The organism is Allobosea caraganae (genome assembly GCF_003351345.1).
GTDB classification, from domain to species: domain Bacteria; phylum Pseudomonadota; class Alphaproteobacteria; order Rhizobiales; family Beijerinckiaceae; genus Allobosea; species Allobosea caraganae.
Genome location: NZ_QQTO01000019.1, coordinates 869,763 through 890,571, shown reverse-complemented (window position 1 = coordinate 890,571; position 20,809 = coordinate 869,763). Strand labels below are relative to the sequence as shown.

At 67.0% G+C, this 20,809-nt stretch carries 20 protein-coding genes; 13 read left to right on the top strand and 7 right to left on the bottom strand.

Annotated features, from left to right (window positions below; translation table 11 throughout):
- Window positions 1-174 precede the first annotated feature (174 nt).
- On the top strand, window positions 175-927 hold the full coding sequence (locus DWF00_RS12460; protein ID WP_114827861.1) for a creatininase family protein: 753 nt from the start codon (window positions 175-177) through the stop codon (window positions 925-927).
- Window positions 928-1,067: 140 nt separating this feature from the next.
- On the opposite strand, the gene DWF00_RS12455 is transcribed toward DWF00_RS12460, so the two are convergent.
- The 3 genes from DWF00_RS12455 to DWF00_RS12445 all read right to left on the bottom strand — a co-directional run bounded on the left by DWF00_RS12455 (window position 1,068) and on the right by DWF00_RS12445 (window position 4,092).
- Window positions 1,068-1,991, bottom strand: coding sequence for an ABC transporter permease (locus DWF00_RS12455; protein ID WP_245973847.1), 924 nt, complete (start codon window positions 1,989-1,991; stop codon window positions 1,068-1,070).
- Window positions 1,988-2,908 carry an ABC transporter permease gene (locus DWF00_RS12450; RefSeq protein ID WP_114828038.1) on the bottom strand — a complete coding sequence of 307 codons (921 nt, stop codon included), beginning with the start codon at window positions 2,906-2,908 and terminating at the stop codon, window positions 1,988-1,990. The genes DWF00_RS12455 and DWF00_RS12450 overlap by 4 nt, the downstream gene beginning before the upstream one ends.
- A 404-nt stretch (window positions 2,909-3,312) precedes the next feature.
- The gene (locus DWF00_RS12445) at window positions 3,313-4,092 is read right to left on the bottom strand and encodes a GntR family transcriptional regulator (protein WP_147283645.1); all 780 of its coding nucleotides are present in this window, start codon (window positions 4,090-4,092) and stop codon (window positions 3,313-3,315) included.
- Between the two features lie 167 nt (window positions 4,093-4,259).
- Here DWF00_RS12445 and DWF00_RS12440 point away from each other — a divergent pair, with 167 nt between their 5' ends.
- Window positions 4,260-5,168: a DMT family transporter gene (locus tag DWF00_RS12440; protein ID WP_114827858.1), complete on the top strand. Its 909-nt coding sequence runs from the start codon at window positions 4,260-4,262 to the stop codon at window positions 5,166-5,168.
- A gap of 78 nt (window positions 5,169-5,246) precedes the next feature.
- On the opposite strand, the gene DWF00_RS12435 is transcribed toward DWF00_RS12440, so the two are convergent.
- Window positions 5,247-6,149, bottom strand: a complete 903-nt coding sequence (locus tag DWF00_RS12435) for an SDR family oxidoreductase (RefSeq protein WP_114827857.1) — start codon at window positions 6,147-6,149, stop codon at window positions 5,247-5,249.
- Window positions 6,150-6,219: 70 nt separating this feature from the next.
- A complete protein-coding gene (locus DWF00_RS12430) occupies window positions 6,220-6,966 on the bottom strand; it encodes an SDR family oxidoreductase (RefSeq protein WP_114827856.1) in 747 nt (248 codons plus the stop codon).
- Between the two features lie 114 nt (window positions 6,967-7,080).
- On the opposite strand from DWF00_RS12430, the gene DWF00_RS12425 reads away from it, so the two are divergent.
- A complete protein-coding gene (locus DWF00_RS12425; protein ID WP_114827855.1) occupies window positions 7,081-7,983 on the top strand; it encodes a LysR family transcriptional regulator in 903 nt (300 codons plus the stop codon).
- Window positions 7,984-7,991: 8 nt separating this feature from the next.
- On the opposite strand, the gene DWF00_RS12420 is transcribed toward DWF00_RS12425, so the two are convergent.
- Window positions 7,992-9,323: an MFS transporter gene (locus DWF00_RS12420; protein WP_425453102.1), complete on the bottom strand. Its 1,332-nt coding sequence runs from the start codon at window positions 9,321-9,323 to the stop codon at window positions 7,992-7,994.
- A gap of 172 nt (window positions 9,324-9,495) precedes the next feature.
- Here DWF00_RS12420 and cyoA point away from each other — a divergent pair, with 172 nt between their 5' ends.
- The 7 genes from cyoA (at window position 9,496) to DWF00_RS12385 (ending at window position 16,296) form a co-directional block, all read left to right on the top strand.
- Window positions 9,496-10,668 (top strand): ubiquinol oxidase subunit II, encoded by a 1,173-nt coding sequence (cyoA, locus tag DWF00_RS12415; RefSeq protein ID WP_114827854.1) that lies wholly within the window; start codon window positions 9,496-9,498, stop codon window positions 10,666-10,668.
- Window positions 10,669-10,682: 14 nt separating this feature from the next.
- Complete coding sequence (cyoB, locus tag DWF00_RS12410; protein WP_114827853.1) at window positions 10,683-12,689, top strand: cytochrome o ubiquinol oxidase subunit I; 2,007 nt, start codon at window positions 10,683-10,685, stop codon at window positions 12,687-12,689.
- A 3-nt stretch (window positions 12,690-12,692) separates the two neighbouring features.
- Window positions 12,693-13,322 (top strand): cytochrome o ubiquinol oxidase subunit III, encoded by a 630-nt coding sequence (gene cyoC, locus DWF00_RS12405; protein ID WP_114827852.1) that lies wholly within the window; start codon window positions 12,693-12,695, stop codon window positions 13,320-13,322.
- On the top strand, window positions 13,319-13,690 hold the full coding sequence (gene cyoD / locus DWF00_RS12400; RefSeq protein ID WP_114827851.1) for a cytochrome o ubiquinol oxidase subunit IV: 372 nt from the start codon (window positions 13,319-13,321) through the stop codon (window positions 13,688-13,690). The genes cyoC and cyoD overlap by 4 nt, the downstream gene beginning before the upstream one ends.
- A gap of 2 nt (window positions 13,691-13,692) precedes the next feature.
- Window positions 13,693-14,475: an SURF1 family protein gene (locus DWF00_RS12395; RefSeq protein WP_425453111.1), complete on the top strand. Its 783-nt coding sequence runs from the start codon at window positions 13,693-13,695 to the stop codon at window positions 14,473-14,475.
- Between the two features lie 95 nt (window positions 14,476-14,570).
- Window positions 14,571-15,773, top strand: coding sequence for an ATP-binding protein (locus DWF00_RS12390; RefSeq protein WP_342769094.1), 1,203 nt, complete (start codon window positions 14,571-14,573; stop codon window positions 15,771-15,773).
- Entirely contained in the window at window positions 15,763-16,296 is a 534-nt protein-coding gene (locus tag DWF00_RS12385; RefSeq protein ID WP_114827849.1) for a response regulator transcription factor, read from the top strand. Before DWF00_RS12390 ends, DWF00_RS12385 begins: the two co-directional genes overlap by 11 nt.
- 324 nt (window positions 16,297-16,620) lie before the next feature.
- Here DWF00_RS12385 and DWF00_RS12380 read toward each other — a convergent pair whose 3' ends face one another.
- The gene (locus DWF00_RS12380; protein ID WP_114828035.1) at window positions 16,621-17,691 is read right to left on the bottom strand and encodes an ABC transporter ATP-binding protein; all 1,071 of its coding nucleotides are present in this window, start codon (window positions 17,689-17,691) and stop codon (window positions 16,621-16,623) included.
- A 152-nt stretch (window positions 17,692-17,843) separates the two neighbouring features.
- Here DWF00_RS12380 and DWF00_RS12375 point away from each other — a divergent pair, with 152 nt between their 5' ends.
- From DWF00_RS12375 to DWF00_RS12365, 3 genes are all read left to right on the top strand, one after another.
- A complete protein-coding gene (locus DWF00_RS12375; RefSeq protein WP_114827848.1) occupies window positions 17,844-18,533 on the top strand; it encodes a GntR family transcriptional regulator in 690 nt (229 codons plus the stop codon).
- Window positions 18,530-19,516: an alpha/beta hydrolase gene (locus DWF00_RS12370; RefSeq protein WP_114827847.1), complete on the top strand. Its 987-nt coding sequence runs from the start codon at window positions 18,530-18,532 to the stop codon at window positions 19,514-19,516. Before DWF00_RS12375 ends, DWF00_RS12370 begins: the two co-directional genes overlap by 4 nt.
- Window positions 19,517-19,579: 63 nt before the next feature.
- On the top strand, window positions 19,580-20,761 hold the full coding sequence (locus DWF00_RS12365) for an ABC transporter substrate-binding protein (RefSeq protein WP_114828034.1): 1,182 nt from the start codon (window positions 19,580-19,582) through the stop codon (window positions 20,759-20,761).
- The last annotated feature ends 48 nt before the right edge of the window (window positions 20,762-20,809 follow it).

The following is a 20,809-nucleotide window of genomic DNA, read 5'->3' as shown; positions in this document are numbered from 1 at the left end:
ATGCATTATAGTATATTATTATCTCGGCGCTTATGCAGTAGAGTAGACAAGGGTTGCAGGGCGAGTCGCATTCATTTGCGTCATCGCCTGACTGCGACTCGTTACCGTGGGTTCTGGATGGGGAGGACCCTGACGCCTCATGTCGCCAGAATCGCTATTCAGGAGTTTCTCGTAATGCAGCTCGCGCACGCCACTTGGCCCGAGGTCGAGGCCTATCTCGCGAAGGACACCACCCGTGGCATCATCATCCCTATCGGCGCCACCGAACAGCACGGCCCCAACGGCCTGATCGGCACCGACCATCTCTGCGCTGAGTTTGTCGCCAAGGGCGTCGGCGAGGTCTGCAACGCCTATGTCGCGCCGACGCTGACCTATGGCATGTCGCAGCACCATCTCGGCTTCACCGGCTCGGTGACGCTGCGCCCGAGCACGATGGCGGCCATGGTCCGCGACATCGTGCAGTCGCTCAACGTCCACGGCTTCGAGAAGTTCTTCTTCCTCAACGGCCATGGCGGCAACGTCACGCCGCTGAAAGCCGCCTTCGACGAGATCTACGCGGACGCCTCGCTCGGCGCCAACCCGGCCGCCTTCAAGACCCGCTGCATGACCATGATGTGGCAGGCCGGCGGTCGCACGCGGGCGCTGGCCCAGGAACTCTACCATGGCAATAGCGGCATGCACGCGACCGCGGCCGAGATCTCGCTGGTGCAGTTCTACCGTCCCGACGACATCAAGCATGTCGAGATGTCGCCGAAGGTCGCCCCTCCGCACACCGACTTCTTCCACTCGCTCGACTACCGCATGCGCTATCCGGACGGCCGCATCGGCTCCGACCCGTCCATGTCCTGCCCCGAGCATGGCGAGCGGCTGCTGAAGGCGACGGTCACCGACCTCTCCGAGGCCTACCAGGCCTTCCTCGCCTACTGAGGCGCGTGCATGGCGCGAAAAAGTGGGAACCGGTTTTTCGAGCAAGCCATGCCATTCAAGAGCGATCGCGTTTCTCGCAACCGGACGGTACCGTCCGGTTGCGACGCGATCGCGGTTCGGGCGCTCGCGTCCGGACCGCATCAACGCTCGACCATCTTGGGATCGAAGGCCATGCGCAGGCCGTCCTGCAGCAGGTTGAGGCCGAGCACGAGCAGGACGATGGCGCCGCCCGGGAAGAGCGCGACATGCGGCGCGATCAGCATGTAGTTGCGCCCGCTCGCCAGCATCGCGCCCCATTCCGGCAGAGGCGCCTGGGCGCCGAGGCCGAGGAAGCTCAGGCTCGACGCCGTCAGGATCGCCAGCGAGACGCGCAGCACCGCCATGACGAAGAGCGTCGAGGCGATGTTGGGCAGGATGTTCCTGAGCAGGATGCGCCGATGCGTCATGCCCATGGCCCGGCAGGCCTCGACATAGGGCTCCGCCTTGATCGAGAGCGTCGCGCCGCGCGCCAGCCGCGCGAAGATCGGCATCGTGTAGATCGCCACCGCGATCATCGCGTTGAACAGGCTCGCGCCGAGCACGCTGACGATGACGATGGCGAGCAGCACGCCCGGAAAGGCCAGCAGCACGTCGACCAGCCGCATCAGCACCGTGTCGGTGCGGCCGCCGACATAGCCGGCGATCATGCCGACCGGCACACCGGCCAGCATCGCCAGCACCACCGAGAAGATACCCTCGACCATCGACAATTGCGCGCCGTAGAGCACGCGCGACAGGATGTCCCGCCCGAGCTCGTCGGTGCCGAACGGATGCTCCCAGGTCGGCGGCATCAGCATGTTCATCAGGTCGTTCTCGTATGGGTCCCAGGGCGCCAGGAACGGCCCGAGGATCGCGACGAGAACGAAGACCGCGACGATGACGCCGCCGGGAATCGCCAGCTTCGAGCGGCTGAACCGGGCCCATTGCTTGCGCAGCCGGCTGCGCGACGGTGCGCTGGCGAACGGTAGCGACAAGGCCGGCGTGGCTCCGTTGGGCTCGGCGGCGCGGGAGGCTTCCATGCTCATTTGATCTCGATCCGCGGATCGACGAGCCGGTAGAGCACGTCGGTCATGAGGGTGATCATGACGAAGGTCAGCGCGAGGATGAGGACCGAGGCCTGCACCACGGGGAAATCGCGCGAGCTGATCGACTGGATCAGCAGCCGGCCGATGCCGGGCCAGGCGAAGACCGTCTCGGTGACGACGGCCCCGCCGAGCAGGTAGCCCATTTGCAGGCCGACCACGGTGACGACGGAGATCAGCGCGTTGCGCAGCGCGTGCCTGAGCACGACGACCGGGCCGGCCAGCCCCTTCGCCTGCGCGGTGCGGACATAATCCTGCTGCAGCACCTCGAGCAGGCTCGTGCGCGCCATGCGCGCGATCACCGCCGCATTGGGAATGCCCAGCGTCAGGCCCGGCATGATGAAGTTCTGCCAGCTACCCATCCCGGTCAGCGGGAGCCATTGCAGGCTCACCGAGAACAGCAGCATCAGCAGGATGCCGAGGAAGAAGGACGGCGCCGAGATGCCGAGCAGCGAGACGCCGAGCACGGCATTGTCGATCCAGGTGCCGCGATAGACGGCGGTGACCACGCCGATGGCGAGGCCGAGCACCGTGCCGAAGACCATCGCGACGCAGCCGAGCGCCAGCGTGTTCCAGTAGCGCGCGCCGATCTCCTCGATCACCGGCCGCCCGGTGCGGAAGCTCTGGCCGAAATCGCCCGTGACCGCCTTGCCCAGGAAGGTCAGGTACTGCACCGGCAGGGAGCGATCGAGGCCGAGCGAGGTCCGCACCACCTCGATATCGGCGGGCGTCGCCTCCGGCCCGGCGATGAGCTGCGCCGGGTCGCCGGGAATGACGTGGATCATCAGGAAGACGATCAGCGAGACGCCGAGCACGACCGGAACGAGCTGCATCAGGCGGCGGGCAAGGAAGACCAGCATCAGCGCGCCCTCGCCCCGGCCGGCGTCGTTGCGCCCGGGCGGGCCTTGATTCGGACGGGGTGACGCCGTGCTGCGCATTCGGCAGCCAGCGCGGCTTGATCGGCCACAGCGTGCATCTCCCTCCCCTTTGCCCTTCGTGACGAGGGCTCTCCATCCTTGGATGGCACCTATGTCTCCACACGATAGCGATGATCGAACAAAATGAAAATATTCGAATATCACTCACCGACAAGGGCATATGTTCGGCACAGCTGCCTTTCACATGAGCATATGCACGAACGGCCGCCAGCGGGCGCGGGACGACGCGGCGCGCAAAGGATCGGCGGCCGCGGCGGGAATCGCGGCCGGGAGCCTCAGTACCGCTTTAAGTTGCGTTTTGGCCGGGAGGCCGCGCAGGCGCGAGACTAGGCCGGCATCTTGGCGGCGCGCTTCGGCGCGGCGCCCTTGACGGCCTTCTTGGCACCGGGAGGCGCTGAGGCCTCCCCAAGGGAACGCTCATCGTAAAGCGCCAGCAATTGCTGGATATTCGCCTCGAGATGCTCGCGCGCAGCCTCCACGGCAGCCTCGACATTGCGCGCCAGCGTCTGGTCGAGCAGCTTCTTGTGGTCGGCCTGGACGCGCGTCCAATAGGCCTCGGAGGCCGACATCTCCAGCGTCACATAGCGCCGATAGCGGCCGTATTGCTCCGACAGGGTCTGGCAGAACTTGATCAGCCAGCGCGAGCCGCAGGCCGAGATCAGGCTGTTATGGAAGCGCTCATGGCGCCGCTCCCACTCGTCATAATCGCCGTCGGAGCCGTCATTCTTCGGGCGCGGGCATTTTTCGAGCATGTGGAAGGCGACGAGCATCTCGCATTCCCAGGCATCGTCGCCGCGCCTGATCGCGCGCTCGAGCGCGTCGACATAGAGCTGCACGCGCAACTTAGCCAGCTCAAGGAGATCGCCGGCCTCGACCGCGGCGACCGTGAAGCCGCGCTGCCCCTCGAAATCGACCAGTTGCTCGGAAGCCAGCCGCGACATCGCCTCGCGCAGCGGCGCGATGCCGACCGAGTAGGTCGCGCTGAGATTGCGGAACGGCAGGCGCTGGCCGGGTTTGAGCCGCCCCGACAGCAGATCGGAGCGCAACCTCCGGTAAACATCCTCGCCCAGCGTCTTCGAAACCGAAAGCTCCGCCTGATCGCTCAATGCCGCAAGTCCCCGTTGCAATCGCCTGAAATACGCGCAGCCGGCCGAACTGTCCAGAGTTTCACGATGTTCGTCATTGTGAGATATGTTCGAACATGCATTGATCGCCGCGACGGGAGTCGTGACGGCCACCGCCCTCGCCGCCTCGCCCAACCTCCGGACTTTCCATGACCGCCAGCCCGCCAGACAGCCAACGCCTGCCGGGCGTCATGTGGATGCTCGTCGCCTCCGTGATGCTGACGGCGAACCATGCCTCGGTGCGCTGGATCTCGTCCGAGCTGCACCCGTTCGAGGTCACCTTCTTCCGCAACCTGCTCGGCGTCGCCTTCGTCATCCCGCTGCTGATCCCGGGGCGCTTCGCGGCGCTGCGCACGGCCAGGCCGATGGGTCATTTCGTGCGGGCGCTGTTCAATGCCGGCTTCATGCTGACCTATTTCTTCGGCCTCAGCCTGGTGCCGCTGGCGGAGGCGACGGCGATCGGCTTCACCGCCCCGCTTGCCGCCGCGCTGCTCGCCGCGCTGATCCTGAAGGAGCGCCTGACCGGCCCGAAGATCGCCGGGCTCGCGCTCGGCTTCGCCGGCGTCCTGGTGATCGTGCGGCCGGGCCTGCAGATCGTCTCGACCGGGTCGCTGCTGATCATCGTCTCCTCGCTCTTCTCCGGCCTCGTCATGGTCTCCATCCGCGATCTGGCGCGAACCGAATCGAGCCTGACGATCACGGCCTATGTCGCGCTCTTCCTGGTCCCGATCACGCTCATCCCCGCCCTCACGGTCTGGCAATGGCCGACGCTCAGCCAGTTCGGCGAACTCTGCGTCATGGCGTTCTTCGCCACGCTCGGCCAGCTCGCGCTGTCCAAGGCCTCGAAGCTGGCGGAGACCTCGGTGATCATGCCGATCGACTTCACCCGGATGATCTGGGCCTCGATGGTCGGCGTTCTGGTCTTCGGCGACGCGCTCAACGGCTTCGTCGTCGCAGGCGCCGTCATCATCCTCGCCGGGGCGGGCATCGCCAGCCTGATGAAGCCCGCGCCGGAGCGCTCGGGGATCGATGCGGTCACCGGCGGGCCGGAGCGTTAGCCCAACGGCGAAAACGTGGCGCGCAGGGCTGCGCACCACGTTCATATCGTCAAGGCCAGGCTTCGAAGCTGCTCGCCTTCAGCCCACGACCGCCGGGTGCAACAGGTCTTCGAGGCCGATATTGCGGAAGATCTCGCGGCGCATCCGGTCGGCGACACCGTTGACCACCTCGGCGCCATCCTGCGACGGGTCGACATGAACCCTGAACGGCCGCTTGCCGAAGGGCGTGCCGACCACCCGCACGATCTCGCGGGCGACTTCGGCCGGGTCGGCATCGGCCGGCTCGAGCGCAGCCAGACCCTTCAGCGCCTTGTCGGCGACGCCGGCATAAGGACCGGCCTCGTATTCGGCGGCGCGCGCCGTGTCTGACGGCGTGCCGGAATGGGCGAAGTGGTTGGTGCCCTTGGTGAAGGCACCCGGCACCATGATCGTGGTCTCGATGCCCCAGCGGGCCAGTTCCGAGGCATAGCTCACGGCGAGCGAATCCATCGCCGCCTTCGCCGCGAAATAGGGCGCCAGGAAAGGCGGCGTGCCGCCCCGCGTCGAGGACGAGCCGACCCAGACCAGCAGGCCCTTGCCCTGCCGGCGCAGCGCCGGCAGGGCGGCGCGGTTGACGCGCTGGGCGCCGAGCACGTTGACGTCGTATTGCTGGATGAACTGGTCGGGCGTGAAGGCCTCGGCGGGGCCGAAGACCATGTGGCCGGCATTGTGGACGATGACATCGAGCTGGCCGGCCTCCTTCAGTATCCGGGCGATTCCGGCTTCAGCCGAGGCATCGGACTGGACGTCGAGCTCGACGCTGCGCAGGTCGAGGCCCTTCTCCGTCGACCAGGCCGCGACCTCCGCGACGCGCGGGGCGTTGCGCCCGACGGTCTCGCGCATCGAGGCGTAGACGGTATGGCCGGCTTCGGCGAGGGCGCGGGCGGTCATCAGGCCGAAGCCCGAGGAGGCGCCGGTGACGAGGATGACAGGCTTGGGCATGACGAAATTCCTTCTGAATGGCGTAAGATCGATTGATTGAGGCAAAGGAGGAGCGTCGGCCGGCCGGGGATCAGATGATCCCGCCATTGGCGCGCAGCGTCTGGCCGTTGATCCAGGCGCCGTCCGGGCCGACCAGGAAGGCGACGGTGGCGGCGCTGTCCTCGGGCTGGCCGAGGCGCTCGAGCGGCGCCAGCTTGGCGAGGCGGTCGATGACCTCCTGCGGCTTGCCGTCGAGGAAGAGCTTGGTCGCGGTCGGGCCGGGAGCCACCGCGTTGACCGTGATGTTGCGGCCGCGCAGCTCCTTGGCGAGGATGCTGGTCATCGCCTCGACCGCGGCCTTGGTCGCGGCGTAGACGCCGTAGCCCGGCTGCAGCATGCCGACGACGCTCGACGAGAAGTTGACGATCCGGCCGCCGTCGCGCAGGCGCTTGGCCGCCTCGCGCAGGGTGTTGAAGGTACCCTTCAGGTTGACCGCGATTTGCCGGTCGAAGAGCGCGTCGTCGCTCTCGGCGATGGTCGCCAGGTTCATGATGCCGGCATTGTTGATCAGGACGTCGACGCCGCCGAAGGCGGTCTCGGCCGAGTCGAACATGCGGCGCACGGCGTCCGCGTTCGAGATGTCGGCCTGGGCGGTGACGGCCCGGCCGCCGGCCGCCTCGATGCGGGCGACGAGCGCCTCGGCCGGGGCGGCGTTGCCGGCATAGTTCACCACGACGGTGAAGCCGTCCCTGGCGAGACGCTCGGCAATGGCGGCGCCGATGCCGCCCGAGGCGCCGGTGACGATGGCGACTTTGCTGGTCTGGGTCTGGCTGGTCATGATCTTGTCTCCGTGCTGGCCGCCGGTGCTCGGCGGCTGGTGATGACAAGATGCGGCTTCTCCAGTCGCGGATAATCTGGCATGATCCGACATCACTATTCGATAGGTCGGACAATGGATCGCTTCGACGCCATGCGCGTCTTCACCCGCATCGTCGAGCGGCGCAGCTTCACCCAAGCCGCCGACGATCTCGGCTTGCCCCGCTCCTCGGTCACCGACGCCGTGAAGGGGCTGGAGGCCCGGCTCGGCGTGCGGCTGCTGCAGCGCACGACCCGTCAGGTCAGCCCGACGCTGGACGGCGAGGCCTATTACCAACGCTGCGTCAGCCTCATTGCCGACCTGGAGGACGCCGAGGGCGCCTTCGTCGGCGCCAAGCCGTCAGGGCTGCTGCGCATCGACGTGCACGGCACCCAGGCGCGGCATTTCCTGCTGCCCGGCCTGCCCGATTTCCTGAAGGCCTATCCCGACATCAAGCTGCATATCGGCGAGGCCCACCAGCCGCTCGACATGATCCGGGAAGGCTTCGACTGCATCCTGCGCGCCGGCGACCTCGCCGACAGCCCGCTGATCCGGCGCCATCTCGCGACGCTGGCGCGCGGCACCTTCGCCGGCCCCGCCTATCTCAGCCGCTTCGGCACGCCTGGGACACCCGACGACCTGGCGGGCCATGAGATGATCGGCCTGCTGGCGCAGGATACCGGCAAGATCGCCCCCTTCGCCTTCACCATCGCGGGCAAGCTCCGCGAGCTGACCCTGCCGGCGACGGTGACCGTCAACGGCCCGGAGACCAATGTCGCGGCCGCCTGCCTCGGGCTGGGGTTGATCCAGGTGCCGCGCTACCGCGTCGTCTCCGAGCTGGCGAGCGGCGCGCTGGTAGAGGTGCTCGGCGACTACCCGGTCCCGGCCCTGCCGGTTCACATCCTCTACTCGCACACGCGCCAGCTCTCGCCGCGGCTGCGGGTGTTCATCGACTGGGCGGTCAGGCAGTTCCGCGACAGGACGGCGGAGATCGCCTGAGGCCCGCGTCAGTCCCGATCCTCGTCGGTCCGGCGCGCTTCCCAGCGCCGGTCCAGCCGCAGGGCGATCAGCGTGCAGGCCGCGCCGGAGAGCAGATAGGCGCCGGCCGAGATCAGCCCGAACTGCGTCGAGAGCATCAGCGCCGCCAGCGGCGCGAAGCCGGCGCCGAAGAGCCAGGCGAGGTCGGAGGTGATCGCCGAGCCGGTATAGCGATAGGCCGGCGAGAAGGCCGAGGCGACCGAGCCCGAAGATTGGCCGAAGGACAGGCCCAGCAGCACGAAACCGACGATCATGAACACCGTCTCGCCGACCACGCCGCCATCGAGCAGCTGCGGCGCAAAGCCGCTGAAGACGGCAATGGCAACGGCGCAATAGCCGAGCAGGTAGCGCCGGCCGATCCGGTCCGCGATGAGGCCCGATGCGACGATCGCGACCGTGCCGAAGACGGCGCCGATCGCCTCGATGACGAGGAAGCGCGCCGGGCCCTCCTTCGTGAACAGGAACACCCAGGACAGCGGGAAGACCGTGACCATGTGGAACATCGCGAAGCTGGCCAGCGGCGCGAAGGCGCCGATCACGACATAGCGGCCCTCCGCGCGCAGCGTCTCGGAAATCCGCTCCGGCTGCAGGTCGCGGGTCTCGAACAGCTTCTGGTAGTCTGGTGTCACCACCATGCGCAGCCGCGCGAACAGCGCCACGACGTTGATCGCGAAGGCGACGAAGAACGGGTAGCGCCAGCCCCAGCTCAGGAAGTCGTCCGCCGAGAGGTTGCCGACGAAGAAGGCGAAGAGCGCGCTCGCGACGATCAGCCCGAGCGTCGCCCCGAGCTGCGGGATCATGGCGTACCAGCCGCGATGGCGCTGTGGCGCGTTCAGCGCCAGCAGAGAAGCGAGGCCGTCCCAGGTGCCGCCGAGCGCAATGCCCTGGCCGATGCGGGCGAGCGCCAGCAGCCAGACCGAGGCGATGCCGATGCTGTCATAGCCGGGCAGGAAGCCGATCGCGCAGGTCGAAGTTCCCAGCAGGACGAGCGCCAGCGTCAGCTTGGCGCTCTTTCCGGCGGCGCGGTCGATCGCCATGAAGATGGCCGTGCCGACCGGCCGCGCCACGAAGGCGAGCGCGAAGATGGCGAAGGAGTAGAGCGTGCCGGTCAGCGGATCCACAAAGGAGAAGACCAGCTTCGGGAACACGATCACCGAGGCGATGGCATAGACGAAGAAGTCGAAGAACTCCGAGGTGCGGCCGATGATGACGCCGATCGCGATCTCGCCCGGATTCACCTCGCCATGGCGCTCATGCATGCGGCTGGCATCGCGTTCCGCCGTCATCGGGATCTGCGCCATGAATCTGCACCGTCGCGCGTGAATCGAATTGCGGCACCGCAACATAAGGCCCCGCAGCCTTTTCCCTAGCCCCATTCAAGGCATGAGAGGCATTGGGCAAATTGTCCAATGTCCCGGTTGCTGCAGCGCAGCTAACCCTGTCTCGTCCGCTCCCTGCCGAAAGGTCGGTGTCTTGAACCGTCTCCGCCTCGTCGCCCTGCTGCCCCTGTTCGCGCTGCTCGGCGGCTGCAACTTCGTGGTGCTGTCCCCGGCGGGCGACGTCGCCGCCCAGCAGCGCTATCTCGTCATCATCTCCACCGCGCTGATGCTGCTGATCATCGTGCCGGTCATGGCGCTGACGATCCTCTTCGCCTGGCGCTACCGCAACTCCAACCGGCAGGCGCGCTACGAGCCCGACTGGGACCATTCGACCGGGCTCGAGCTGGTCATCTGGGCGGCGCCGCTGCTGATCATCATCTGCCTCGGCGCCCTCACCTGGATGGGCACGCACCTGCTCGATCCCTACCGGCCGCTCGATCGCCTCGCGGCCGGGCGTTCCGTGCCGGAGGCCGCAAAGCCGCTCGAGGTCGAGGTCGTCGCGCTCGACTGGAAATGGCTGTTCATCTACCCCGAGCAGGGCATCGCCACGGTCAACGAACTGGCTGCGCCGGTCGACCGCCCAATCCATTTCCGCATCACCGCCTCCTCGGTGATGAACTCCTTCTACATCCCCGCCCTGGCCGGCCAGATCTACGCGATGCCGGCGATGCAGACCCGCCTCCACGCCGTCATCAACGCGCCCGGCCGCTATCAGGGCTTCTCGGCAAATTATAGCGGCGCCGGCTTCTCCGGCATGCGCTTCGCGTTCCTCGGCCTGTCCGACGGCGATTTCGACGGCTGGGTCGCCAAGGCGAAGGCGGCGGGCGCGACGCTCGACCGCGCGACCTATCTCCAGCTTGAGCGCCCCAGCGAGAACGAGCCGGTGCGGCGCTATTCCGGCTTCGATCCCAAACTGTTCGACGCCATCCTCAACCTCTGCGTCGAGCCCGGCAAGATGTGCATGAGCGAGATGATGGCGGTCGACGCCAAGGGCGGGCTCGGCCTCGCCGGCATCGCCAACACCTTGCCGCTCGCCTACGACAAATACACCCGCCGCGGCGCCGTCTTCGGCGCCGAGCCCGGCTATGTCGCCAGCGTCTGCACCATCGAGGAGGCGCAGGCGCTGACGACCCGCGCCCCGGCGGCCTCCGCCCGCCGCCAGACGGCGCCGATCCGCGGCGCCGGATTGCCGCTGCCCGAGCTTTCGCCCCGACGGCCGGCATCGCTGTCGCTGCTGCTCGGCTCCGCCCGGCCCTCCAATTCCTGAAGCGAGATTGCCCGGTGCCCGATACTGCCACCCTTCTCAAGCTGATCTTCGGCCGGCTGACGCTGGAGTCGATCCCGCTGCATGAGCCGATCCTGCTCGCCACCTTCGCCGTGGTGGCGCTTGGCGGCCTCGCGCTGCTCGGCGCGCTGACCTATTTCCGCCTCTGGGGCTATCTCTGGCGCGAGTGGTTCACCACGGTCGACCACAAGCGCATCGGCATCATGTACATGGTGCTCGGCATCGTCATGCTGCTGCGCGGCTTCTCCGACGCGGTCATGATGCGCCTCCAGCAGGCCATGGCCTTCAACGGCTCCGACGGCTACCTGCCGGCCCAGCACTACGACCAGATCTTCACCGCCCATGGCGTGATCATGATCTTCTTCGTGGCGATGCCGCTGGTGACCGGGCTGATGAACTACGTCGTGCCGCTGCAGATCGGCGCGCGCGACGTCTCCTTCCCCTTCCTGAACAATTTCAGCTTCTGGATGACCACGGCCGGCGCGGTGCTGGTCATGATGTCGCTCTTCGTCGGCGAGTTCGCCCGCACCGGCTGGCTCGCCTATCCGCCGCTCTCGGGCATCGGCTACAGCCCGGATGCCGGCGTCGACTACTACATCTGGGCGCTGCAGGTCGCCGGCGTCGGCACCACGCTGTCGGGCATCAACCTCGTCTGCACCATCATCAAGATGCGGGCGCCGGGCATGACGATGATGCGGATGCCGGTCTTCACCTGGACCTCGCTGTGCACGAACGTGCTGATCGTCGCGACCTTCCCGGTGCTGACGGCCGTGCTCGCCCTGCTCGCGCTCGACCGCTACGTCGGCACCAACTTCTTCACGAACGACTTCGGCGGCAACCCGATGATGTACGTAAACCTGATCTGGATCTGGGGCCATCCGGAAGTCTACATCCTGATTCTGCCGGCCTTCGGCATCTTCTCCGAGGTGACCTCGACCTTCTCCGGCAAGCGCCTCTTCGGCTACACCTCGATGGTCTACGCGACCGTCGTCATCACCATCCTGTCCTACCTGGTCTGGCTGCACCATTTCTTCACGATGGGCTCGGGCGCGAGCGTGAATTCCTTCTTCGGGATCACGACGATGATCATCTCGATCCCGACCGGCGCGAAGATCTTCAACTGGCTGTTCACGATGTATCGCGGCCGCATCCGCTTCGAGCTGCCGATGATGTGGACGCTCGCCTTCATGCTGACCTTCGTCATCGGCGGCATGACCGGCGTGCTGCTCGCGGTGCCGCCGGCCGATTTCGTGCTGCATAACAGCCTGTTCCTGGTGGCGCATTTCCACAACGTCATCATCGGCGGCGTGCTCTACGGGCTCTTCGCCGGCATGATCTACTGGTGGCCGAAGGCCTTCGGCTTCAGGCTCGAACCCTTTTGGGGCAAGCTCTCCTTCTGGTTCTGGGTGGTCGGCTTCTGGTTCGCCTTCATGCCGCTCTACATCCTCGGCCTGATGGGCGTGACCCGGCGCATGCGCGTCTTCGACGACCCGTCGCTGCAGATCTGGTTCGTCATCGCCGGGCTCGGCGCCTTCATGATCCTGCTCGGCATCATCTTCTTCCTGGTGCAGATCGGCGTCAGCATCTGGCGGCGCGAGGCGCTGCGCGAGACGACCGGCGATCCCTGGAACGGCCGTACCCTGGAATGGGCGACCTCGTCGCCGCCGCCGGACTACAACTTCGCCTTCACGCCGGTGATCCACGACAACGACGCCTGGGCCGACATGAAGCAGCGCGGCTATGAGCGCCCGCTCGAGGGCTTCAAGCCGATCCACATGCCGCGCAACACCGGCACCGGCATCATCCTGGCGGGCTTGAGCACCTGCCTCGGCTTCGGGCTGATCTGGTACATGTGGTGGTTGGCCGCGCTGAGCTTCGTCGCGATCCTCGCGACAGTGGTCGCCCACACCTTCAACTACAACCGCGACTTCGACATCCCCGCCGAAGAGGTCGTGCGCACCGAGGATGCGCGCACGCGCCTCCTCGCCGGATCGGGAGCCTGAGCCGTGACGAGCCCCCAGACCATCACGCCGGACGAAGCGCCGGTCTTCTATCTGACGGACGAGCACGCCCATCCCGAGGGCCACAGCACGCCGCTGGGTTTCTGGATCTACCTGATGAGCGATTGCCTCATCTTCGCGATCCTGTTTGCGATCTACGGGGTGCTGGGCGCGAACTATGCCGCCGGCCCCTCGCCGAAGGACCTGTTCGATCTGAAGCTCGTGGCGCTCAACACCACGATGCTGCTGCTCTCCTCCATCACCTATGGCTTCGCCATGCTGACCATGGAGAAGGACCGCGTCGGGGCGACGCAAGCCTGGCTCGCGGTCACCGGCCTGTTCGGCCTCGCCTTCCTCAGCATCGAGCTCTACGAGTTCCACCACTTCATCGAGATCGGCGCGACGCCGCAGCGCAGCGCCTTCCTCTCCGCCTTCTTCACGCTGGTCGGCACGCACGGCCTGCACGTCACCTTCGGCACCATCTGGCTGGTCACCCTGATGACGCAGGTGGCGCGCCACGGGCTGATCCCGGCCAATCGCCGCCGCCTGATGTGCCTGAGCATGTTCTGGCACTTTTTGGACGTCATCTGGATCGGCGTCTTCACCTTCGTCTACCTGATGGGGATGCTGCGATGAGCACCGACGCCCACGCCGATCATCACGCCGAGCCGGGGCACCCGCACGGCTCCCTGCGCAGCTACATGACCGGCTTCGCGCTCTCGGTCATCCTGACCGCGATCCCGTTCTGGCTGGTGATGAGCGGCTTGATCGAGAGCAAGCAGCTCACCGCCTTCGCGGTCGTGGCCTCTGCCGTCGCCCAGATCATCGTCCACATGATCTATTTCCTGCACATGAACGGCCGCTCGGAGGGCGGCTGGACCATGATGGCGCTGGTCTTCACCATCATCGTCGTGGTCATCGCGCTCGCCGGCTCGCTCTGGGTCATGTACCACCTCAACACCAACATGATGCCGTCGGTCCACGACATGAGGCAGATGCCGTGACGATCTCGGCCGGCTCCGGGCGGAGGCCTGCGCGCTCGCTCGCGCTGCTTGTCCTCCTCGGCCTGCTTGGCCTGGCCGCGACAGCCGGCTTCGGTGGGCTCGGCATCTGGCAGGTCGGGCGGCTCGGCTGGAAGCTGGCGCTGATCGAGCGCGTCGAGAGCCGCATTCATGCTCCGCCGGTCGCGGCGCCCGGCCCGGAGCGCTGGGCAACCATCGCGACCGACGAATACCGCTGGGTCAAGCTGAACGGTCATTTCCTGAACGAGCGCGAGACGCTGGTGCAGGCCGTGACGGAGCATGGCGGCGGCTCCTGGGTGATGACGCCCTTCCAATCCGACCTCGGCTTCACCGTATTGGTAAATCGCGGCTTCGTGCCGCCCGAGCGTCGCGACCCCGCCTCCCGCTCCGCCGGACAGGCCGAGGGCGATGCTGCGGTGACTGGGCTCCTGCGCCTCTCCGAGCCGAAGGGCGGCTTCCTGCGCGAGAACGATCCCGCCGCCGGGCGCTGGTACTCGCGCGATGTCGAGGCCATCGCGGTGGCGCGCAGCCTTGGCACCGTAGCCCCCTATTTCATCGATGCGGATGCAACGCCCAATCCCGGCGGGTTTCCCATTGGCGGGCTGACGGTCGTGCGCTTCAGCAACAACCACCTCGCCTACGCGCTGACCTGGTTCGCGCTGGCGCTGATGGTCGCTGGCGCGACAATCCGGGTCATCGGCGGCGAATTGCTGCGCCGCAGAGGCCGGGGCGGCGCCGACATGCGCCTGACCGCCGCCGCCCGCTAGATCTCAGGAGCGCGGCGATTACCGTCCAGGACACCACCAATCGGAAGAACCTGCTTCTGCTGATCCAGCTGCGCTGGCTCGCGGTCGGCGGACAGGTGCTGACGATCCTCGTCGCGGAGCACTGGTTCGGCATCGCCCTGCCGCTTCAGCAGATGGCGCTGGTCATCGGCGGCCTCGTGCTGCTCAACATCGTCAGCCTGCTCAGGCATCGCGGCCATGACGGGATCAGCAATACCGAGCTCTTCGTCGAGCTTCTGCTCGACGTGACCGGCCTGACCATCCAGCTCTATCTCAGCGGCGGCGCCACCAACCCGTTCATCGCGCTCTACCTGCTGCAGGTCGCGCTCGGGGCGGTCTTGCTCGAAGCCTGGTCGACCTGGCTTCTGGTCGTCATCGCCAGCAGCTGCTTCGTCGGGTTGATCAACATCTATCGCGAGATCGAACTGCCTGACGCGCACACCGGCGATCTCTTCGGCCTGCACATCAAGGGCATGTTCGTCTGCTTCGTGCTGGCGGCGAGCCTGCTGGCCTTCTTCATCCAGCGCATCAGCCGCAACCTGCGCATCCGCGACGGGCATCTCGCCGACCTGCGCCAGCGCGCCGCCGAGGAGGACCACATCGTTCGCATGGGCCTGCTCGCCTCCGGCGCCGCCCATGAGCTCGGCACGCCCCTGGCGACGCTCTCCGTTATCCTGAACGACTGGCGGCGCATGCCCGTCTTCCGGGTCGACCCCGACCTTGCGGAGGAGATCGGCGAGATGCAGGCCCAGATCGACCGCTGCAAGGCGATCGTTACCGGCATCCTGATGTCCTCCGGCGAGGCGCGCGGCGAGGGTCCGGTCAGGACGAGCGTCCACGCCTTCGTCGACGACCTCGTCTCGGAGTGGCGGGCGCTGCGCTCGCCCTCCGCCCTCGACTATTCCAACGCTTTCAGCCCCAATGAGCCGATGGTCTCAGATCCGGCGCTGAAGCAGGTGATCTTCAATGTCTTCGACAATGCGCTGGAGGCCTCTCCGGCCTGGATCGGCGTGCATGCCGAGCGGCGCGACGACAGGCTCGTCATCACCGTCAGCGACGCGGGCTCAGGCTTCGACCGCGCGATCCTCTCCGAGCTCGGCAAGCCCTACCGCTCGACCAAGCAGCGCCCGGGCGGCGGACTCGGGCTGTTCCTTGTCGTCAATGTCCTGCGTAAGCTGGGCGGCACGGTCGCGGCCGCCAACCGGCCGGAAGGCGGCGCGGCGGTCACCCTGACGCTGCCGTTCAACGTGCTTGCGAGGGAACGGGCCGATGCAGTCTGAGCGGCGGCTTCTCGTCATCGAGGACGATCCGGCCTTCGCCCGCGCGCTCGCCCGCTCGTTCGAGCGGCGGGGTTATGCGGTGTCGTCCTGCGACGGCATCGACGGACTGAAGGTGCAGCTCGCCTCAGGCCTGCCGCACTACGCCGTCGTCGACCTCAAGCTGGTCGGCGGCTCCGGCCTGGAATGCGTCAAGCTGCTGCATGCCCGCGATCCGGAGATGAGGATCGTGGTGCTGACCGGCTTCGCCAGCATCGCGACGGCGGTCGAGGCGATCAAGCTCGGCGCCTGCCACTATCTCGCCAAGCCCTCCAACACCGACGACATCGAGGCGGCCTTCGGCAAGGCGAATGGCGATGCCGAGGTGCCTCTGACGCAGCGGCAGACCTCGCTGAAGAACCTCGAATGGGAGCGCATCCACGAAACGCTGGTCGATACCGACTTCAACATCTCCGAGACGGCCCGCCGGCTCGGCATGCACCGGCGGACATTGGCCCGCAAGCTGGAGAAGCGCCGCGTCAACTAGAGCATCGGACCGAAAAGTGGAATCCGGTTTTCGGAAAGATCCGATGCAATAACAAAAGTCTAGATCGCCACTTTGCATCCGATAGGACGCACGGCGATCTAGCCGGTGCAAGCAGACGATCTGGCCAGCAATCCAATCCGTTCTTCATAGCAGATCGGTCCGGCTGAGCCCCTTCTGGAGCAGCGGCACGCGGCAGGCATAGGCGAAACCGTCGCCGAAATTGAGCTGGGCGGGATGGCGCTTGGCCTGTCGTGCGGGGCTCCAACCCCACGACCTTGCCGCCAGCCCTTACGAGGTCCGCTTCGCTTCGGTCGAATCGGGAGATCAGTTGAGGCGCAGCCCCGTCTCCTGATCGAAGAAGTGCAGGTTTTCGGTATCGCCGCTGACATGGGCGATATTGCCGATCTCGACATCGCTGCCGCGCGGAAACTCGACGGTGACCATCCGCTCCGCGCCGATGTCGAGATAGCCGAAGGTCTGGGCGCCGAGACGCTCGACGACGGCCAGCGGCCCCGAGAACCAGGCCTGCTCCGGCGCGCAGGCGGCGAGGTCTTCGGCCCTGACGCCAAGCGTCAGCTCCGGGCCCGCCGCGCCATCGGGGACGGCGATCCGCGCCTTGCCCAGCGTGACTTCGAGCCCGCCACCGCTCGGCCGCACCACGGGCACCGGCAGCGTGTTCATCACCGGGCTGCCGATGAAGCGGGCGACGAACAGGCTGGCCGGGCGGCGATAGAGGTCGAGCGGCCGGCCGACCTGCTCCATATGGCCGCTATTCATCACCACGATCCTGTCGGCGAGCGTCATCGCCTCGACCTGGTCATGGGTGACGTAGATCGTCGTCGCCCGCATGCGCCGGTGCAGCTTGGCGATCTCGAGCCGCATCTCGATGCGCAGCGCCGCGTCGAGATTGGACAGGGGCTCGTCGAAGAGGAAGGCCTGCGGGTCGCGCACGATGGCGCGGCCCATGGCGACGCGCTGGCGCTGGCCGCCGGAGAGCTGGCTCGGCCGCCGCTCCAGCAACGGGCGCAGCTTGAGCGTGTCGGCCGCGGCAGCGACGCGCTTGTCGATCTCGGCGACGGCCTCGTTCCGCATCTTGAGGCCGAAGGCCATGTTCTCGGTCACGGTCATGTGCGGGTAGAGCGCGTAGTCCTGGAAGACCATGGCGATGTTGCGCTCGGACGGCGAGAGCGCGTTGACCACCGTCGCGCCGATCCTCACCTCGCCGCCGCTGATCTCCTCCAGCCCGGCGATCATCCGCAGCAACGTGGACTTGCCGCAGCCGGACGGGCCGACCAGCACCAGGAACTCGCCGCTGGCGATGTCGAGATCGACGTCGTGGATCACGGCATGGCTGCCGTAGCTCTTGCGGACCTTGTTCAGGCTGATGGCGACCATGTGTCCCTCCCGGCGATCGGCGTTTGCCGCCTTGACGATCATTATCGATATCAATAATGATAATTGCCAGCAGGCGCAACCAATCCAGTTCGGGCCGTCGAAAGCCCGTCGTGTTTCAAAGATGCCTGCGCTCGCCGCCGGAGGGACATCCGATGACCGAAGCGCTCATCCTTCGCCATCCCCGCGGCCCGGTCGCGCGCCCCGCCCGCTCGACCATGACGTTCGAGGCCCTGAAGCACGACATCATGCTGGGCGTCCTCGTACCGCGCTCGTCGCTGCTCGAACTGGAGCTCGCCGTCCGCTTCGGCTGCAGCCAGGGCACGATCCGCGAGGCGCTGCTGCAACTGCAGGAAGAGGGGCTGGTGCACCGCCACGGCCATCGCGGCACGATCGTCTCCGATTGCACCGCCGACGAAGCCGTCGAGATGTTCCGCGTCCGCCAGCAGATCGAGTGCAGCGGCGTCGCGCGGGCGCTGAGGCAGCCGAGCCGGACGCTGATCGGCGACCTCATGGACCTCGCCGGCGCCATGACCGAGGCTGCTGCGGCGGGAAACGAGATGAAGCTCGCCGCCTTCGACCGCGACTTCCACCGCCGCCTGTTTCGCGATGCCGACCTGCCGGCGCTCGACCCGATCCTGCATCGCTGCCTCGTCCACAACCATCGCTTCAAGATCTCGCAGACGGAGGGGCGACGCGACCTCGCCACCACCGCGCAACGCCACCTGCCGATCATCGCGGCGATCGAGCGCGGCGATGTCGATGCCGCGACCGCGACGCTGCAGCACCACATCGCCACCATCGTCGATCTCGGCCCGAACATCTTCGGAGCTGCGGGGCGATGACCGGGCAGCTCGACCAGTTCTCGCGCGTGGTAGCCGCCGACCTGGCCGCGCTGCTGGAGAGGGTCGCGGCCGAGGATGGACCTATGGCCGATCCGACGACGCTGCCGGCAGCCGAGGGGCGAGCTCTCTCCAATGCCGCCAACCGGCGCTGGAATCGCGATCTGCCGGCCATGGCCGCCGTGCACGATGTCGTCGTGCCGGCCGACACGCAGCTCGGCTCGGCCGATTGCCAGCTAAAGGTCCTGGTTCCCGCCAATGCCAGGCCCGGTGCAATCCTCTATTGTCACGGCGGCGGCTTCGCCTTCGGCAGTCCGCAGACGCATGAGCGCTGCGCCCGCGTCCTGGCGCTCGAGAGCGGCTTGCCGGTCGTGCTGCCGGATTACCGGCTTGCGCCCGAGCATCCCTTCCCCGCCGGGCTGCGCGATTGCGTCGCCTGCCTGCGCGCGCTCTTCCCCGCGACGGCCGGGACCGGCGTCAGGCCAGGGCCGATTTTGGTCGCGGGCGATTCCGCCGGCGCCAACCTGGCCGTGGCCGCCATGCTGCACGAGCAACGCGAGGGTCGGCCTCTGCCGGCCGGCGCATTGCTTTTCTATGGTGGCTACGACGCCGATTTCGAGACGCCGTCCTATCGCTATTTCAGCGAAGGCCCCGGCCTGACCCGCGGCCGGATGCAGCGCTACTGGGACTGGTACGCGCCCGACCTCGCCAGCCGGCGCGACCCGCTCGCCGCGCCGCTGCATGCGGATGACGCCGCGCTTCTGGCCCTGCCGCCGCTCTACCTGACGGCAGCCGGCATCGATCCCTCGCTCTCGGACACGCTGAACCTGGCGGCGCGCCTGAACGGGCTCGGCCGAGCACAAGCCGTTCATGTCGTGCCGGGCGTAACCCACGGCTTCCTGCAAATGACGAGCGGGCTCGCCGCCGCCCGCGAGACGCTGGCCGGCGCCGGAGCAGCAGCGAGGGCAATGACCCGAGCCGCCTGATCAACACCAACCAACAAGCAACAACAAGACGGGGAGAAGACGATGAAAACGCTGTTGAAGACGATGGGCGCCACGTGCGCCCTGCTGGCAGGCTTGGCGCTCGGCGCGGCCAAGGCTGAGACCGTGCGCTTCTGGTACCATTTCGACAATCCGGCCAACCCGATGTCGGATCTGGTCAAATCCTTCGAGACGGCCAATCCCGGCATCAAGATCGAAGCCGAGAACGTGCCGTGGAACAGCTATTACGACAACCTCTACACCTCGCTCGTCGGCGGCAACGCGCCTGATGCGGCGATGGTCAAGCTGTTCGCGCAGCCGCGCCTAGTCGAGATGGGCGCGCTCGAGCCGATCGGCGCCCGCATCGACGCCTGGCCCGGCAAGGCCGACCTGCTCGACAACCTCGTCGAGATCAACAAGGGGCCGGACGGCAAGCAGTACTTCCTGCCGATCCAATATGTCGTGCTCTATCTCTACTACCGGCCCGACCTGTTCCAGGCCGCCGGCCTGACCCCGCCCAAGACCTGCGACGAGTTCCGCGCCGCCGCCAAGGCTCTGACCAAGGCGCCGGCGACCTACGGCTTCGGCCTGCGCGGCGGCAAGGGCGGCTGGGACCAGTGGGGCGCCTTCGTCTTCTCGCAGGGCGCCAAGCTCGAAAAGGGCGGCATGACCACGCCGACGGCGCTCGCCGCCAATGCCTGGCTGATCGACATGTTCCGCACCGACAAGTCGATCCCGCCCTCGGCGCCGAATGACGGCTTCCAGGAGATCGTCGCCGCCTTCAAGGCCGGCAAGACCGCCATGACCATCCACCACATCGGCTCCTCCGCCGATCTGGTCAAGGCGCTGGGCGACAAGGTCTCGGCCGTGCCGGTGCCGGCCTGCAACGGCAAGCAATGGACCTCCTATGGCGATGAATCGCTGGCCGTGTTCTCGGCCTCCAAGGCCAAGGACGCCGCCTGGAAATGGATCTCCTTCCTCGCCGAGGGCAAGAACAACGTCGAGTTCAACAAGGCCACCGGCCAGATGACGGTGACCAAGAGCGGCTCGGCCAACTGGACCCTTCACGAGCGCCGCTTCGTCGATGCCACCGTGCAGTCCCTGCCCTTCGCGGCGGTGCTGCCGCCGAGCACGGCGACGGCCGAGTTCGTCAACACCGCCTGGCAGACCGCCATGCAGCAGGCCATGACCGGCCAGATCACGCCCGACCAGATGATGAAGCAGCTGGAGACCTTGTTCGCCCAATAGGCCGGCGGAGCCGAAAGGCTCCATCCGGTCCGCCAGGTCACCATGCCA

Bases quoted from the DNA above. Each gene is read 5' to 3' on its own strand.
- DWF00_RS12460 (WP_114827861.1), top strand. From the start codon at position 175: ATGCAGCTCGCGCACGCCACTTGGCCCGAGGTCGAGGCCTATCTCGCG.
- DWF00_RS12455 (WP_245973847.1), bottom strand. From the start codon at position 1,991: ATGAGCATGGAAGCCTCCCGCGCCGCCGAGCCCAACGGAGCCACGCCG.
- DWF00_RS12450 (WP_114828038.1), bottom strand. From the start codon at position 2,908: ATGCTGGTCTTCCTTGCCCGCCGCCTGATGCAGCTCGTTCCGGTCGTG.
- DWF00_RS12440 (WP_114827858.1), top strand. From the start codon at position 4,260: ATGACCGCCAGCCCGCCAGACAGCCAACGCCTGCCGGGCGTCATGTGG.
- DWF00_RS12435 (WP_114827857.1), bottom strand. From the start codon at position 6,149: ATGCCCAAGCCTGTCATCCTCGTCACCGGCGCCTCCTCGGGCTTCGGC.
- DWF00_RS12430 (WP_114827856.1), bottom strand. From the start codon at position 6,966: ATGACCAGCCAGACCCAGACCAGCAAAGTCGCCATCGTCACCGGCGCC.
- DWF00_RS12425 (WP_114827855.1), top strand. From the start codon at position 7,081: ATGGATCGCTTCGACGCCATGCGCGTCTTCACCCGCATCGTCGAGCGG.
- DWF00_RS12420 (WP_425453102.1), bottom strand. From the start codon at position 9,323: ATGGCGCAGATCCCGATGACGGCGGAACGCGATGCCAGCCGCATGCAT.
- cyoD (WP_114827851.1), top strand. From the start codon at position 13,319: ATGAGCACCGACGCCCACGCCGATCATCACGCCGAGCCGGGGCACCCG.
- DWF00_RS12385 (WP_114827849.1), top strand. From the start codon at position 15,763: ATGCAGTCTGAGCGGCGGCTTCTCGTCATCGAGGACGATCCGGCCTTC.
- DWF00_RS12380 (WP_114828035.1), bottom strand. From the start codon at position 17,691: ATGGTCGCCATCAGCCTGAACAAGGTCCGCAAGAGCTACGGCAGCCAT.
- DWF00_RS12375 (WP_114827848.1), top strand. From the start codon at position 17,844: ATGACCGAAGCGCTCATCCTTCGCCATCCCCGCGGCCCGGTCGCGCGC.
- DWF00_RS12370 (WP_114827847.1), top strand. From the start codon at position 18,530: ATGACCGGGCAGCTCGACCAGTTCTCGCGCGTGGTAGCCGCCGACCTG.
- DWF00_RS12365 (WP_114828034.1), top strand. From the start codon at position 19,580: ATGGGCGCCACGTGCGCCCTGCTGGCAGGCTTGGCGCTCGGCGCGGCC.